This window comes from Streptomyces sp. Ru73 (assembly GCF_002920575.1).
Lineage (GTDB): Bacteria > Actinomycetota > Actinomycetes > Streptomycetales > Streptomycetaceae > Streptomyces.
This window is the reverse complement of record NZ_PQSQ01000138.1, coordinates 1-15,102: the sequence shown is the minus strand read 5'-3', so window position 1 is coordinate 15,102 and position 15,102 is coordinate 1. Positions and strand designations below refer to the sequence as shown.

The window sequence follows — 15,102 nt, the reverse complement described above, 5'->3', positions numbered from 1 at the left end:
GCCGAGGTCGACGGCCGCGGCCTGCTGGTGTCGCTGTACGACCTGCGGGCGGGGCGCGAGACGCTGGCGCCGGGCAAGGCGGCCAACCTGCTCCAGCTGCACCAGGACTTCCCGACCATGTGGGACGCCTGGGACGTGGACGAGTTCTACCGCAACACGGTGACGGATCTCGTCGAGGCCGACGCGGTGGAGGCGGTGGACGGCGGCACGGCCGGTGCGGTGCGGGTCCGCCGCACGTTCGGCTCCTCCTCTGTGGAGCAGGTGCTGACACTGCCACCGGGCGCGGCGCGGCTGGAGATCGCGACGGAGGTGGACTGGCACGAGACCGAGAAGTTCCTCAAGGCGGCCTTCCCGCTCGACGTGCACGCCGACCGGGTCGCGGCCGAGACCCAGTTCGGGCACCTGTACCGGCCCACGCACACCAACACCAGCTGGGACGCGGCCAAGTTCGAGGCGTGCGCGCACCGGTTCGTGCACGTCGAGGAGCCGGGCTGGGGCGTCGCGGTGGTGACGGACTCGACGTACGGGTACGACGCCTCGCGTGCCGCGCGGGAGACGGGCCGCGGCACCACCACGACCGTACGGCTGTCCCTGCTGCGCGCGCCGCGCTTCCCCGACCCGCGCACCGACCAGGGCACCCACCGCTTCCGCTGCGCGCTGGTGCCGGGCGCCGGGCTCGGTGACGCGGTGCGGGAGGGCTGGGCACTCAACCTGCCGGAACGCCGGGTGGCGGGCGCCGCTGAGGCGGTCGAGCCGCTGGTGTCGGTGGCCGACGAGGCCGTCACCGTGACCGCCGTGAAGCTCGCGGACGACGGCAGCGGTGATGTGGTGGTCCGTCTGCACGAGGCCCGCGGCGGACGCGTCAGCACCAGGCTGACCTGCGGTTTCCCGGTGTCCTCCGTGGTCAGGTGCGATCTGCTGGAGCGCCCGGACGGGGCGGGCGGGCAGGCGTACGAGGACGGTGGGCTCGCCCTCGACCTCCACCCGTTCGAGATCGTCACACTGCGGCTGGGCCGCGGCATCACCGGGGAGGCGTGACATGGGCGGTGACCACCTGGACCGCAGGACCTTCGTCCGGATGCTGGGCGTGGCCGGCGTGGCCGTGGGGCTCGCGGGGCCGCTCGGTCCGCTGGGTGCGCGCCCCGCGGCCGCCGCCTCCGCACGCGGCGCCCATCAGCCCTTCATGCACGGCTACGACGCGGCCGCGCTGAAGTCCTGGCGCCCGGAGACCGACCGGTTCGCGCGCTACTTCCGCTCCCGTGTGCCGCTCGCCCACCGCATCCCCGCGTTCGCGCCCACCCAGGCGGACCCGCGGCTGGCGACCGGCCCGCGGCTGATGAACCTCAGCTACGACTACGACAACTCCTTCTTCACCGCCTACAAGTACGGCGATGTGTTCGCCCGCAGGCTGCTGCGCTTCTGGCAGTACACCGACCTGTACGGTTCCTGGCACGGCATGCCCGTCGACGGCTCGCCCGAGGACGAGCCGGTGCACGGCGTGGTGAACCTGCCGAACCCCGCGTGGACCGACGCCGCGCACCGCAATGGCGTGCGCAGCCTCGGCTGCTGGTTCTGGCCGCGTACCGGCACCTTCGCCGACCTGCTCGAACGCCGCGCCGACGGGTCGTATCCAGTGGCCGACGGACTGCTGGCGATGGCCGATTACTTCGGCTTCGACGGCTACTTCATCAACCAGGAAGCCACCGTCTCCGCGGCCGACGCGCACGAGCTGATGCGGATGCTGACGTATCTGCGGGCCAAGGCGCCGGACGGCTTCCACCTGCAGTGGTACGACACGATCACCACCGAGGGGAAGCTGGACTACCAGAACGCCTTCAACGACACCAACGCCGACTGGGTGCGGCACGGGGACACGCCCGTCAACCACAGCCTCTTCGCCAACTACTGGCTCACCGAGGAGGGCGTGGCCACTTCCCGGCGTACGGCGCTGGAGCGGGGCCTCGACCCGTACGAGACGGTCTTCCACGGCACCGAGACCGAGAAGTACGGCTTCAATCCGCCCTTCGATCCGCGGATCGTCTGCCCCGACGGGCAGCCGGCGCGCACCAGCTGGGCACTGTTCGGCTCGCACTTCCCCTGGGACCGCTACCCGGACCGGGAGGACCCCGACGCGCAGGACGAGGTCTTCGTGCGCGAGCGCCACTACTGGTCGGGGCCGCACGAGGACCCGACCAGGACCGGGCGCACCGAGTACGTGCCGTGGCCGGACGAGGACGACGGCAAGCCGCGCGACGAGCACAACTTCCGCAAGTGGGACGGTGTGGCGCGCTACCTGACCGAGCGGTCGGTGATCGGCGGCTTCCCGTTCGTCACCCGCTTCAACACCGGGCACGGCCGCGCCTTCTTCCTGGCGGGCCGCCGGGCCTCGGAGCGGGAGTGGAACAACATGAGCATCCAGGACGTGCTGCCCACCTGGCAGTTCTGGACCCGGGGCGCGGGCGGCGCCGAACCGCTGCGTGCGGAGTACGACTACGGCACGGCGTACGACGGCGGCTGTTCGCTGCGTTTCTCGGGCCGGCTCGCCCCGGACGGCCCGACGACGGCCCGGCTGTTCAAGACCCGGCTGCGGGTCACGGGCGGGGAGCGGGTCCGGCTGGTGTACGCGACGGGCGACCGGGCGCCGGAGCGGTACGGCCGCGTCGAGCTGGGCCTGATCACCGAGGAGGAGCCGGACACCACCACCTGGCTGCCGGCCGGACGACCGGATCCCCGCCGCCGCTGGACCACGGCGGAGCTGCCGCTGGCCGCGCTCGCCGGGCGCACCGTCGCGGCCGTGGCGGTGCGCTTCGGCACCACGGGCGCCCCGGCCGAGCACACCTTCCGCCTCGGCGAACTGGCCTTCCTGGACGGCCGCCCGGCTCCGGGCCCGGCGGCGCCCGCCGCGTTCACGGTCGACGCCGTGCACCCGGCAGGTGACACCGCCGAGGTGTTCCTCTCCTGGCGGCTGGCCGAGCGCGGCGTCTGGTACTACGACCTGACCCGGGAGCTGCCGGACGGCCGTACCGAGGCGCTGGGGCGGATCTTCGACGACGTGTACTACGTCAAGGCGCTCGCCCGTGCCGGGGCGGAGCGCGTGACGGCCCTGCGGCTGACGGCGGTGGCGCCGGACGGCACGCGGGGCGGCACGGCGGTGGCCCGGGTCCGCTGGCCCGGCTGACCGCCCGAGGCACCGCGGCGTACGGGTACGGGGCTCACTCCCCGTACACGTACGGCGTGGTGGTGGTCAGCGCGGCGAAGCCGAGGCGCTGGAGGATGGGGCGGCTCTGGTCGGAGGCGTCGACCTGGAGGTAGGGGTAGCCGCGGGCCGCCGCGATGCGGGCGCGGTGGGCGATCAGTGCGCGGTAGAGGCCGCGGCCGCGCCACTCGGGGAGGGTGCCGCCGCCCCAGAGGGAGGCGAAGGGCGCGTCGGGCGGCAGCTCGATCCGGGCGGCGCTGACCGGGGTGTCACCGGCCATGGCGACCACCGCTGCGACCGTGTCGGGGGCCGTGGCGAGCCGGTCGAGGAGCTGGGTGCGGAAGCGGGCGCGGCCGGGCCCGAAGACCTGCTCGTGGACGGCCACCATGAGGTCCACGCCGGCCGGGTCCGTGACCGGCTCCAGCCGGATGCCGGCCGGGAGGCGGGCGGTGGTGGGCAGGGTGCCGGTCCCGGCGACCATCAGGGTCTCCTCGGCCTCGGGGACGAAGCCGGCCGCGGTCAGCCGGGCGGCGAGGCAGGCCGGGCGGTCGTGGGCGTGCAGCTTCCACTCGAAGGCGCGGCCGAGCGTGGTGAAGTGCGCGATCTGGGCGGCGATCGCGGCGTCGGCAGCGCCGGGCGGGAGATCGGCCCAGAGGATGCCGTTCCAGCCGTCTTCCGTGCCGGCGGTCTGCCGGACGACGCCGGGCAGCCGCTCGATCCGGGCGCCGGGGCCGTCGGGCCCGGCGTCCTGCCGCATGCGCCGGTCGTACTCCGCGAGCACCGCTTCGTGATTCATCCGCTCACTTCAGCAAGGGTCGTGCTCTCGGGCAACCGGATTTGCGCCCGTACGGAGGTGGCTGAGCCGTCGTGACCGGGTAGGGAGTCCGGAGCCCGCTCCCGTACACGCGGCCGGGAGGCGGCCGGCTCGCCGATACGCACCACCCCGGTTGCAGGTTTAGGTTTGCCTAACCTAACGTAACGACGCGTGGTGACGACCGAACCATCAGCAACCGAAGCCCCGTTGGCCGGCGCGCACCGCCGTCCCCGCACCACTCCGGACCAGAAGGGGCCCCTGTCATGCGGATGCACCTGCTCGCACTGAACCCCACCGACTCGGTCAGCGACGGTTTCCTGCCCGCCGCCGCCCGCCTCGGCCTAGACGTCACCGTCCTGACCGACCGGCCGGCGGCCCACCGCGCGAGACACCCGGACACCGAGGTCGTCGAGTGCGACGTGCAGGACGTCCGCGCGGTCATCGGCCGGATCGCGGCGGACGGCCCCGGCGACGCGGTGTTCACCAACAGCGACCACCTTCAGACCCAAGCGGCGCTGGCCGCCGCGTACTTCGGGCTGCCCGGCAAGGACTGGCGGGCCGCGCTGCGCGCCAAGAACAAGGCGGAGATGCGCCGCCACCTCGCCGCCGCCGGCCTCGACACCGTCCGGTCGGCGCAGCTCGGCCCCGACGAGGAGCCGGACGCGCTGGCCGCCGCCGGGCTGCCCTACCCGTGCGTCCTCAAGCCCCGCGAGGGCGTGGCCAGCGAGGACGTCGTCCTGGCCGAGGGCCCCGGCGAACTGGTCGAGCGGGCCGAGGAGATCCGGGCCCGGCGCCCGGGAGCGGCGCTGGTCGCCGAGGAGTACCTGCCGGGCGAGCTGTACACGATGGAGACCCTGGGGGACGGCCGGACCCTGCACGTCCTCGGCGGCTTCCACACCACGGTCTCCCCTCCCCCGGCCTTCATCGAAGAGCGGCACGCCTACGTCGCCGCCCATCCGGAACCGGTCACGGCCCAGGTGCTGGCCCAACTGGACGCGCTGGGCGTCGGGTTCGGGGCCTGCCACACCGAGTTCGTGGTGCACGAGGGCCGCGCCCGGCTCATCGAGGTCAACTACCGCGTCATCGGCGACCAGTGCGACCTGCTGCTGGACCGGTTACTGGACATACCGCTGTTCGCGCACATCCTCCGCACCCACCTGGGCGAGCCGCTCCCCGCCGACCTGGGCGCCCGGACGGACGGCGCGGCGCGGGTGCGGTACGCCCTCGCCGACCGCGCCGGCACCCTCACCGCAGCGCCCGCAGCGCAGGACCGTACGGTCGACGGCGTCCGCCTGACATACCGTCCGCTGCGCGAGGTCGGCACCACGCACCCGCACTACCGCACCAACCGCGACTTCCTCGGCGTGGCCCGGGCCACGGGGCGCGACCAGCGGACCGTGGACCGCGTGGTCGAGGAGTTCTTCGCCGCCGAGCGGTGGGAGATCACCCGGTGACCGCCGCGACCGCGGAACCGGGCACGGACGCCGGGCCGGCGGAGCGCGAGCTGCTGGTGCGCGTGCTGAGCGCGCTGCTGCGGGAGGACGTGGTGGGCCTGCGGACCCGCGGCACACTGCTGCGACGCCCGGACGGACCGTGGCTGCGACTGCCCGCCGCGGACTGCGGGGCGCTGCTGCTGCCACTGGCCCCCGACGGCTACCAGGCCGAGTACGCCGCCCGGCTGCCGCTGCTGGTCCGCGAGTCCGACGGCGCCCGGCTGACCGGCCTGGACGCGGTGCCGGCCGCGCTGCGGGCGCTGGCCGACCCGCGCGACCACGAGGGGTTCGACGCGTTCGCGGCGGAGTGCCGGCAGGCCCTGGCGACACTGCGGCTGCACGAGGCCACGCGGGACGAGCTGTACGCCACGCTGACGCACCGTCACGGGCCCGATCCGGCCCGCTGGACGGGCCTGGTGGCGGGCCTCGCGTACGACGCGCTCGCCGCCCGTCTCGACCACCCGGTGTACCCGGTCTCGCGCGGGCGTTCCGGGCTGGACGAGGACCAGTTGCGGGCGTACGCACCCGAGTTCCACCCCCGTTTCGCACTGCGCTGGGTGCTGCTGCCGCGTACCGCCCTCACCCTGTCCGACGGCGCCGCCTCGGGCGGCCTGCCCGGCTGCTGGCCGCGCCCCGCCGACCTGGGCCGCCCCGGCCTGGACTCCAGCCATTTCGCGCTGCCCGTGCATCCGCTGACGGCCGGCGGCCCGCTGGAGGCCGCACTGCGGGAGGCGGGTCCGGCCGGGGAGGCGGTACCGGCCGGGCGGCCGTCGCTGGACGTCGCGCCGACGCTGTCGATGCGTACCGTGGCACTGGACGCCGACTCCCGCGTGCACCTCAAACTCCCGCTTCCCACCTCGACGTTGGGGATGCGCAACAAGCGCACCATCAAGCCCGGCACACTCGTCGACGGCGCGGCGGGCCAGCGGCTGCTGGAGACGGTGCTGGCCCGCGAGCCGCGGTTCCGGGAAACGGTGCTCCAGGCCGACGAGACGGTGTACGCACACGCCGGGCACGAACTGCTGGCCGTACTGTGCCGCCGCTGGCCGGCCGGGCTGGAGAACAGCGTCGTCGTCCCGCTGGCCGCGCTGCTCGCCCCGGCGCCGGGCGGCCGGCCGATACTGGACCACCTCGCCGACCGGTTCTACGGCGGCGACCCGCTCGCACTGCTCGACGCCTGCTGGGCCCTGCTGTTCGACTGGCAGACCACGCTCTTCGGCTACGGCATCGCGCTGGAGTCGCACCAGCAGAACATCTCGCTCGTGCTGGACCGCACGGCCGCGGGCGGTACCCGGCTGCGGCTGCTGTTCAAGGACAACGACTCCCCGCGGATCAACACCGTACGGCTGCGGGAGCGGCTGGGCGCGGCAGCGCCGGACCCGGCGGACTTCACCGACCGGCGGATCTTCGGCACGGACGACGGCCCGGTGGCGGATCTCTTCGCGGCCATCACGGTGCATCTGTGCGCCGGTTCCTACGCGTTCGGGCTGGCGCGGCGCGGGCGTGCACCACTGGACCGGCTGCTGGGACTGGTCCGTGACCGCCTCACCGAGGCGGTCGGCCGGCTGGGCAGCGCGCCCGGCGAGGCGGGTGCCGTCCTCGGCGCCAGGCTGCTGGAAGCCCCGTACCTGCCGGTCAAGGCCATGGTCAGCGCCGGGACGCTGCTGTCCAAGGAGCGCTCAGGCGCCGCCGACATCAATAAGCACTACACCACGGGTCCCAACTACCTGCTGCCGTCGCGGGCCGCCCGGTGACCGGCCGCGCCGCGAGCCGTGCCGCGTCCGGCCGCCGCGGCCCCCTCGTCCTCCCCCGTCCCACCGCTACTCCGCAGGAGCCCCCGATGCCCCCGCCGCCGCATTCCGCCACCGGACGGGCCGGTGCGCCGGCCACCGGCACCCCGGCCACCGGCACCCCGGCCGCCGCCTCCCCCGCCGGGCTGCCGACCGCCGACGACGCCGTGGCCCACACCCTCCTCAACTGCCTGCTCCGCGAGGTCTCCGGGCCCGAGCACCAGACCGCCGTCGACCGCGGTCACCTGCTGCTCCGGCTGCCCCGCCGCGACGTCCGGCTGCGCGTCGCACTGCGCCGCACGTCACTGATCGGTGCGCACCGCTTCACCGGCCCGGTGGCCGAGCGGGACGGGGACGGCTGGACGGAGATCGGCTGGCGCCGGCTGGCCGAGCATGTGCACGGCGAGCTGACGCTGCGCACCGGGGTGCCCAACGGCGAGTTCCTGGCGCAGGTCGCCGAAGGGCACCGGGCGACCGCAGCGGTTCTGGCCGGCCGTCCGGCACCGGACGACGCGGCGGCCGCCGTCGGCGGGGACTGGCGCGCCGCCTACCTCGCCTCCGAGCAGTCGCTCGTCCTCGGCCACCGCTTCCACCCCACGCCCAAGGCCCGCACCGGCGACCCCGGCTCGTGGCAGCGGTACGCGCCCGAGACCGGTGCCCGCTTCCCGCTGCTGCTGCTCGCCGTCCGCGCTGACCTGGTGGCCGAGGAGACCGCGCACCCGGAGGCCGCGGCCCCGCTGGACGTGCCGGGCGTGCCGGTACCCGAGGGCTACCGGCTGCTGCCCGCGCACCCCTGGCAGTACGAGCTGCTGCGCGACCACCCGGGACTGCGTAGCGCACTGGCGCGGGGCGACGTCCGCCTGCTGGGCACCGGCGACGTGCCGTACGCCGCGACCGCCTCGGTCCGCACCCTCTACACCGACGACGCCTTCCTGAAGTTCAGCCTGAACGTCCGGATCACCAACTGCCTGCGGAAGAACGCCCGTTACGAGCTCTCCGGAGCGGTCGCGCTCACCCGGCTGCTCGCCCCGGCCCTGGACGACCTGGCAGCGCGCTTTCCCGGCTGCGCGGTGCTCCGCGAGCCCGCCTACCGGAGCCTCGCCCTTCCCGGCCCGCACGGCGGCACCGACACCGCACTGCTCGAAGGGTTCGGTGTGATCGTGCGCGAGGGCCTGTCGCGGCGGCTGCTGCCCGGCACCACACCGCTGCTGGCCGCCGCCGTCGCCGACGAGTACCCGGCGGGCCCGGCGCACGTCTCCCGGCTGCCGCCCTGCGCCGGCCCGCAGACCGCGCTGAAGTGGTGGGCCGCCTACCTCGACCTGCTGGTACCGCCCGTGCTTGCCGCCTACTTCGACCACGGCCTGGTCTTCGAGCCGCACCTGCAGAACGTACTGATCTGCGTCGACGGCGCCGGCATGCCCGCACAGGTACTGCTGCGCGACCTGGAGGGCACCAAGCTGCTCCCCGAACGGCACGCCGAAGCCCTCGCCGCGCTGCCCGCCGACGTCGCCGCACCCCTGACGTACGACGCGCGGCGCGGCTGGGACCGGGTCGTGTACTGCCTGCTGGTCAACCACGTCGCCGAACTCCTCGCCGCCCTCGCCGACCTGCACCCGGACATCGAGGCCGGCCTGTGGAACGAGGTACGCCGCGTCCTCCGGCGCCACGCCGACCGGCACGGCTGCCCGCCGCTCCTCGCCGGCCTGCTCGCGGGCGCCCCGCTCCCCGCCAAGGCCAACCTGCTCACCCGCTGGCAGCGCAAGGCCGACCGCGAGGCCGGCTACGTCCGGCTGCCCTCCCCGCTCGCCGCTTCCGTCCTCCACGCCTCCACCGGGAACAGCCGATGACCCAGCCCACCGCCGCCGTCCGCGACCGCGTCCGCACCCTCCGCTCCGAAGACCTCCCCGCGTACTGCTACGACCTCACCGCACTCCGCAACCACGCCGGCCGGATACGCGCCTCCCTCCCCGGCCGGGTCGAGCTGTACTACGCGGCCAAGGCGAATCCGGAGCCGGAGATCCTGGCCGCGCTCCGCCCCTACGTCCACGGTTACGAGGTGTCCTCCGGTGGCGAGCTGACCCACGTCCGCAAGGCCGTGCCCGGCCTGCCACTGGCCTTCGGCGGCCCCGGCAAGACCCCCGCGGAGATCAGCACGGCTCTGTCCGCCGGCGTCGAGCGGTTCCACGTGGAGAGCCCGCACGAACTCCACCTGCTCGCCGCCCTGGCCGAACGGCACGCCCCCGGCCGCCGCGTCGCCGTCCTGCCGCGCTTCAACCTGCCCGGGCCCGGCGACGCCCTCGACGGCAGCGCTCTCGCCATGGGCGGCCGTCCCGCACCCTTCGGCCTGGACCCCGCACAGGCCGACCACACCGTACGGCTGCTCACCGACGGCACCTACCCGCACCTCGAACTCCGCGGCGTGCACGCCCACTTGGCGAGCGGCCTGGACGCGCCTGCCCAGCTCGCCGTGGCCGATTCCGTCGTCGCCTGGGCCACCGCACTGGCCGCACGCCACCGGGTGCCGCTGCCCGAAGTGGTCGTCGGCGGCGGCATGGCCGTCGACTACACCGCACCGGACAGCCGCTTCGACTGGGCGGCCTACGGCGCCGGCCTCGCCCGGATCGTCGCCGGCCACCCCGAACTGACCCTGCGCATCGAGCCGGGCCGCGCGCTCACGGCGTACTGCGGCTGGTACGTCACCGAAGTACTGGACGTGAAGCACAGCCACGGCGAGGAGTTCGCCGTCGTCCGGGGCGGCACCCACCACCTGCGCACCCCCGCCACCAAGGGCCACGACCAGCCCTGCACCGTACTGCGCACCGACACGCCCTGGCCGCACCCCTGGCCGCGCCCGGCGGCCCGCGGCGACCGGGTGACACTGACCGGCCAGCTGTGCACGCCCAAGGACCTGCTCGCACGGAACGTGCCGGCGCCCGGCCTGCGCGCCGGTGACCGGGTGGCCTTCGGCCTGGCCGGCGCCTACGCCTGGAACATCTCGCACCACGACTTCCTGATGCACCCGCGCCCCGGCTTCCACTTCCTCGGCGCGCCCGAAGGAGGCTGAGGCCGCCCGGTCCCGGTGTCCCATCGGACGTGCTCGTAAGGGACCGGGTTCGTGCGGTCGGCGACGTATCCGGTGGACACCGGGGCGCCGCGGGACGACGCTGGACCGACGACATTCGCACCCGTATGTCACGGAGGGGAGCCACCATGTCGCAGGCAGCACCCCACGCAGCGGGCCCCAAACCGCCCCGGGCGCACGGCCCGGACAACGTCTGGGCGGCCAGCGGCACGCTCTTCGCCGGGGTCCTGATGCTGGTCTCCGGGGTCCTCGGCGTCCTGGAGGGCATCGCCGGCATCGCCAACAACCAGGTGTACCTGCTCAGGAACTCCCTGACGGGCACCTACGTCTACGAGTTCGACACGACCGCGTGGGGCTGGATCCACCTGGTGCTCGGCATCATCGTCGCCGCCACCGGCCTCGGCCTGCTCAAGGGCCTCCGCTGGGCCCGCACGGCCGGCATCGTCCTCGCGGGCCTGTACGTGATCGCGCACTTCATGTGGCTGCCGTACCAGCCCATCTGGGCCATCGTCGGCATCGCGCTCGGCGTCTTCGTCATCTGGTCGCTGTGCACGGACCGCACCCGCTACATTCCCTGATGCCGGGGCGCCGGCGGCCGCTCGGGCCGCCGGCGCCCCACCGTTCGCCGCTCAGCGCTGCAGCACCGCCGCCAGCGCCTTGCCGAGTTCCGCACGCGCCTCGTCCGGCGTATCCGGGGCGTGCGCGGTGCGCCAGGCGATGTAGCCGTCGGGCCGTACCAGGAGACAGCCGGACTCCTCGGTCCCCTCGCCCGCGCACAGCCGGTGCCAGGCACCGTAGGCGTCCCGCACGGCCTCCGCACCGATGCGTACGGCGCCGACCGGCACGCCCACGTCCTCGGCGCAGCCTGCTGCCGCTGCCTCCCAGACGATCCCCGAGGCACCGGTGACCAGCGTGAATCCGCCCTTCCCGACCAGGTCGAGGGTGGAGACGCGCCGGCCGTCGGCGGCCGTCAGCCAGACGTGCGGCAGCTTGGCGCCGGGGCGGGTGCCGGGCTGGTGGTACAGCTCCCGGTCGCGCGGCCACTCCTCCGCCGGGCTGCCGTCGTCCAGGACGGCGGCGGAGGCGTAGCGCTGGTTCAGCTCCACGCCGTGCGCGTTGAACTCGTAGTTCTTCAGCTGGATCGCCGCGTCCAGCGCGCGCCGCCGCCGGGCGCCGGCAGCGTCCGGCGCGCGGCAGGCGGCCAGCGCCGCCGCGATGCCTTCGTGGTCGGTGCCGTCACCGATTCCCAGCGCCTGGAAGATCGGGCCGAACTGGTCGCGGCTGAGGTTGGCGCGGTCCACGATCTGCTTGCCCACGGGGGCGCGTTCGGGGGTGTACGTGTCGAGCAGGCCCGCGCCCGCCTGGCCGCGCACCACCATCGCCAGCTTCCAGGCGAGGTTGTAGGCGTCCTGTACGGAGGTGTTGGAGCCGAGGCCGTTGGACGGCGGGTGGCGGTGCACGGCGTCGCCCGCGCAGAAGACCCGGCCGGTGGAGTAGCGGGTGGCGTAGGAGTGGTTGACGGTCCACAGCGAGGTGGAGGTGATCTCGACGTCGGCCGTGTCGTCGCCGATCAGGTCGTGGACGATCCGCCGGGCCTCCGCGCCGTCGATCTCCGGAGGCGCCTCGTCGATGTCGTAACCCCAGGTCAGCAGCCACTCGTTCCAGGGGCGGACCATCCGTACGAGGCCCATGCCGATGCCGCCGGTCCCGGCGCCCGGCCGCATGACCCAGTACAGGACGCTGGGGCGGTGGGCGACGTGTGCGCTCAGGTCGGTGCGGAAGACGATGTTCATGCTGCCGGCCTTGCCCTCCTGCCCCGCGATGGGCAGACCGGCCTGCTCGGCGACCCGGCTGCGCGCCCCGTCCGCACCGACCAGATAGCGGGCGCGGACCGTGAACTCGTCACCCCGCAACCGGTCGTGGAAATACGCGGTGACGCCGTCCGCGTCCTGCTCGAACCGCAGGAACTCGGTGTCGAAGCGGACCTTGGCCCCGCGTGCCGCGGCATTGCTCACCAGGATCGGTTCGAGGTACGTCTGCGGCAGATCGGTCATCGGGCACGGGCTGGCGGCGGTGTACTCGGTGAGCCGGTCGTCGCCGGTGCCCCAGGTGCGGATGCGGCCGATCTCCTCACCGGCCAGCGCGGTGCACAGCACGGTGTCGCCCATCAGGTGCTGCGGGGTGCCCGCTGCGAGCGCCTGGTCCTCGATGCCGAGGTCGCGCAGGACTTCCAGGGTGCGCTGATTGGTGATGTGGGCGCGGGGAGTGTGGGCCGTCCAGCCGTACTTGCTGACGAGGGTGGTGCGTATGCCGTACGTGGCGAGCAGCAGTGCGGCGCTGCCGCCGGCGGGACCGCTGCCGACGACGAGGACGTCGGTGTCGTAGGCAGCGTCGTCGGGGCCGGGGCCCTGGTGGCGGGGGTCGGTCATCGTCTCACCGGTCTCCGGGGGTGGTGTCGGGCGCGAGGCGGAAGGTGTACTCGAGGGAGCGCCACGGGCCGTCGGCCGCGCTCCCGTCGGGTGCCGGTCCGTGGTGCTCGGGGAAGTCGACGACCAGCGCGTCCTTGACGCCGAAGACACAGTCGTCGTCGATGTGGGCGCCGCCGGCGACGAAGAGCTGGGTGACCAGGGTCCGCCGCCCGGGCGCGCTGATCATGAAGTGGACGTGCGGGGCGCGGTACGGGTGGCGGCCGGTGGCGGCGAGCATCCGCCCCACCGGGCCGTCGTCGGGGATCGGGTACTCCGAGGGCAGGATGGACCGGAACCGGATGCGTCCCTCGTCGTCAGCGCGGAACCGGGCACGCAACTGCGGCCCGTCGAGATCGGGCAGCTGAACGTCGTAGTAACCGTCCTCATTGGACTGCCACACGTCCGCCACCGCCCCGGCCAGCGGCTTCCCCTCCAGGTCGGTGATCCGCACGGAGGCGTGCAACGGTGTGCCCGGCAGCCCCTCGGCGAGATCCGCACCGTTGGGCAGCGGCGGCGGGCCCTCGACGTAGAAGGGACCGAGCACGGCGGACGGGGTGCTCTCGGCGGTACGGGAGTTGGTGAGCAGGTCCACCGCGCTGGAGATGCCGAGCGTGTCGGAGAGCAGGATGAACTCCTGCCGGGTCGCGGAACACTGCTGCCCGGTCCTGGTCAGGAAGTCGATCGCGTACCGCCACTCGGCGTCGGTCAGGTCGTTGTCGGCGACGAAGCCGTGCAGCCGCCGGGTGAGGTCGGTGAGCAGCTGCCGTACGCGCGCGTCGGGCGCCCCGGCGAAACTGGCCGTGACCTGGTCGAGGAGGGTACGCAGGGAGTCGGAGAGCGTTGCCTCCCCGCCCGGGCGGGCCGGAGAGCTCGGGGCAGGCTCGGCGGAGGCCGGGCGGCGGCCGGCGAAGGCATCGGCGAGGAGGCGGGCGACACCGTCCCGAGTGACCTCGCGGGGGTTGGGGTACGGCGTGCCGGCGGCCAGTTCGGCGGCCCGCGCCAGGTCGGCCTCGTCCAGGCCGAGCCCGGCGAGGCCGGTCGGCGCGCCGAGGCGGCGGATCAGGTCGTACACGGCGGTGGGCGCGTCGGCGACACCCAGCGCACGGGCGATGCGGCGCATGGCGTCGGGCGCGGCGGGCGCGTTGTAGGCCATGGCGTACGGCAGCACGACGGTGTGCGTGGCGGCGTGCGGCAGGCCGAACGAGCCGCCGAGAGTGTGACACAGCTTGTGGTGCAGCCCCATGCCGACGCTGCCGAGACAGGTCCCGGCCAGCCAGGCGGCCTCCAGCGCCTCGGCCCGCGCCTCCCGGTCGGCCGGGTCCCCGGCGATCCGGGGCAGCGCCCCGGCCAGCAACTCGATGGCCCGCAGCGCCAGTTGGTCCGTGACCGGGTCGGGCTCCGGCGCGTACAGCGCCTCGACCGCGTGCGCCATGGCGTTGATGCCACTGGTCACGGAGACCGGCACCGGCAGCCCGAGGGTCAGGTCGACGTCGTACAGCACCGTGCCCGGCCGGATCTCCGGCGCCGACCGGGTGGTCTTCACACCGTTCTCGGTCTCGCCCAGCACCGGCGTGGCCTCGGACCCCGCGTACGTCGTCGGGACGACGACCTGCGGCAGCCCGGTCCGCACGGACACCGCCTTGGCCAGGCCGACGGTCGAGCCGCCGCCGACGGCGACGAGACAGTCGGCGTCCAGCGCGCGGGCGACGGCCAGCGCTTGCCGGGTGACCTCGACCGGGGTGTGCTCGGCCGCACCGGTGAACTCCCCGGCCGCCGCGGCCCCGAGGACCTCCCGGGCCCGCCGGGCCAGTTCCGCCCGGCCCGGCGTACTGAGGACCAGGGCGCGGGAGGCCCCCAACCGCCCCAGCTCCTCGGGCAGCCGCCCCAGCGTCCCGGCACCGAAGACCACCCGGGCGGGCTGACCGGCGTAGGTGAATGCGCGCATACGACTCGCTCCGACTCTCGCGGTACGTGATCGGCAGGTGGGTGCCGCTCGAGTATCGACCGGGAGGCGGGCGCGGTGCCTGCACGATCCTGTCGTGCTGACTGCACGAAACGCGCGTGGGGCGAGTCGGGGGCGGGGAAGTGAAGGGGCGCCAGCCAGCGTGCTCGGCGCGGTACGCCCGAAGTGGTGAGGGTCAGTGTGCGCGATGCCATCCCGGCCTGGCGAGGCCAGTGCGCGCGGCGCGGCGCACCCGGCCTGGCGCGGGCCGGTGTGCAATGTGCGACGCAGCCCCCGGCGCGGCGCGGTGCACCCGG

Annotated in this window: 10 protein-coding genes; 7 read left to right on the top strand and 3 right to left on the bottom strand. The window is 74.3% G+C overall.

Annotation, left to right across the window (positions count from 1 at the left end; genetic code table 11):
- Both C3486_RS34130 and C3486_RS34125 read left to right on the top strand, forming a co-directional pair.
- Positions 1–1,038, top strand: a 1,038-nt coding sequence (locus C3486_RS34130; RefSeq protein ID WP_258053177.1) for a glycoside hydrolase family 38 C-terminal domain-containing protein, incomplete at its 5' end; no start/stop codon positions are given.
- A 1-nt stretch (position 1,039) separates the two neighbouring features.
- A complete protein-coding gene (locus C3486_RS34125; RefSeq protein ID WP_103836743.1) occupies positions 1,040–3,178 on the top strand; it encodes a hypothetical protein in 2,139 nt (712 codons plus the stop codon).
- 34 nt (positions 3,179–3,212) lie between these two features.
- Here C3486_RS34125 and C3486_RS34120 read toward each other — a convergent pair whose 3' ends face one another.
- Positions 3,213–3,992, bottom strand: coding sequence for a GNAT family N-acetyltransferase (locus C3486_RS34120; RefSeq protein WP_103836742.1), 780 nt, complete (start codon positions 3,990–3,992; stop codon positions 3,213–3,215).
- A gap of 281 nt (positions 3,993–4,273) precedes the next feature.
- Between C3486_RS34120 and C3486_RS34115 the strand changes: the two genes are divergently transcribed.
- The 5 genes from C3486_RS34115 (at position 4,274) to C3486_RS34095 (ending at position 10,953) form a co-directional block, all read left to right on the top strand.
- Positions 4,274–5,464 carry an acetyl-CoA carboxylase biotin carboxylase subunit family protein gene (locus C3486_RS34115; protein WP_103836741.1) on the top strand — a complete coding sequence of 397 codons (1,191 nt, stop codon included), beginning with the start codon at positions 4,274–4,276 and terminating at the stop codon, positions 5,462–5,464.
- Positions 5,461–7,257, top strand: coding sequence for an IucA/IucC family protein (locus C3486_RS34110; protein WP_103836740.1), 1,797 nt, complete (start codon positions 5,461–5,463; stop codon positions 7,255–7,257). Before C3486_RS34115 ends, C3486_RS34110 begins: the two co-directional genes overlap by 4 nt.
- An 86-nt stretch (positions 7,258–7,343) precedes the next feature.
- Positions 7,344–9,140: an IucA/IucC family siderophore biosynthesis protein gene (locus C3486_RS34105; protein WP_103836739.1), complete on the top strand. Its 1,797-nt coding sequence runs from the start codon at positions 7,344–7,346 to the stop codon at positions 9,138–9,140.
- A complete protein-coding gene (locus C3486_RS34100) occupies positions 9,137–10,357 on the top strand; it encodes a type III PLP-dependent enzyme (RefSeq protein WP_103836738.1) in 1,221 nt (406 codons plus the stop codon). The genes C3486_RS34105 and C3486_RS34100 overlap by 4 nt, the downstream gene beginning before the upstream one ends.
- A 146-nt stretch (positions 10,358–10,503) precedes the next feature.
- Entirely contained in the window at positions 10,504–10,953 is a 450-nt protein-coding gene (locus C3486_RS34095; RefSeq protein ID WP_103836737.1) for a hypothetical protein, read from the top strand.
- 51 nt (positions 10,954–11,004) lie between these two features.
- On the opposite strand, the gene C3486_RS34090 is transcribed toward C3486_RS34095, so the two are convergent.
- Together C3486_RS34090 and C3486_RS34085 are read right to left on the bottom strand one after the other, a co-directional pair.
- Positions 11,005–12,804 (bottom strand): FAD-dependent monooxygenase, encoded by a 1,800-nt coding sequence (locus C3486_RS34090; RefSeq protein ID WP_103836736.1) that lies wholly within the window; start codon positions 12,802–12,804, stop codon positions 11,005–11,007.
- 4 nt (positions 12,805–12,808) lie between these two features.
- The gene (locus C3486_RS34085) at positions 12,809–14,788 is read right to left on the bottom strand and encodes a maleylacetate reductase and hydroxyquinol 1,2-dioxygenase domain-containing protein (protein WP_103836735.1); all 1,980 of its coding nucleotides are present in this window, start codon (positions 14,786–14,788) and stop codon (positions 12,809–12,811) included.
- Between the last annotated feature and the right edge of the window lie 314 nt (positions 14,789–15,102).

Bases quoted from the DNA above. Each gene is read 5' to 3' on its own strand.
- C3486_RS34090 (WP_103836736.1), bottom strand. From the start codon at position 12,804: ATGACCGACCCCCGCCACCAGGGCCCCGGCCCCGACGACGCTGCCTAC.
- C3486_RS34105 (WP_103836739.1), top strand. From the start codon at position 7,344: ATGCCCCCGCCGCCGCATTCCGCCACCGGACGGGCCGGTGCGCCGGCC.
- C3486_RS34120 (WP_103836742.1), bottom strand. From the start codon at position 3,992: ATGAATCACGAAGCGGTGCTCGCGGAGTACGACCGGCGCATGCGGCAG.
- C3486_RS34100 (WP_103836738.1), top strand. From the start codon at position 9,137: ATGACCCAGCCCACCGCCGCCGTCCGCGACCGCGTCCGCACCCTCCGC.
- C3486_RS34125 (WP_103836743.1), top strand. From the start codon at position 1,040: ATGGGCGGTGACCACCTGGACCGCAGGACCTTCGTCCGGATGCTGGGC.
- C3486_RS34085 (WP_103836735.1), bottom strand. From the start codon at position 14,788: ATGCGCGCATTCACCTACGCCGGTCAGCCCGCCCGGGTGGTCTTCGGT.
- C3486_RS34115 (WP_103836741.1), top strand. From the start codon at position 4,274: ATGCGGATGCACCTGCTCGCACTGAACCCCACCGACTCGGTCAGCGAC.
- C3486_RS34095 (WP_103836737.1), top strand. From the start codon at position 10,504: ATGTCGCAGGCAGCACCCCACGCAGCGGGCCCCAAACCGCCCCGGGCG.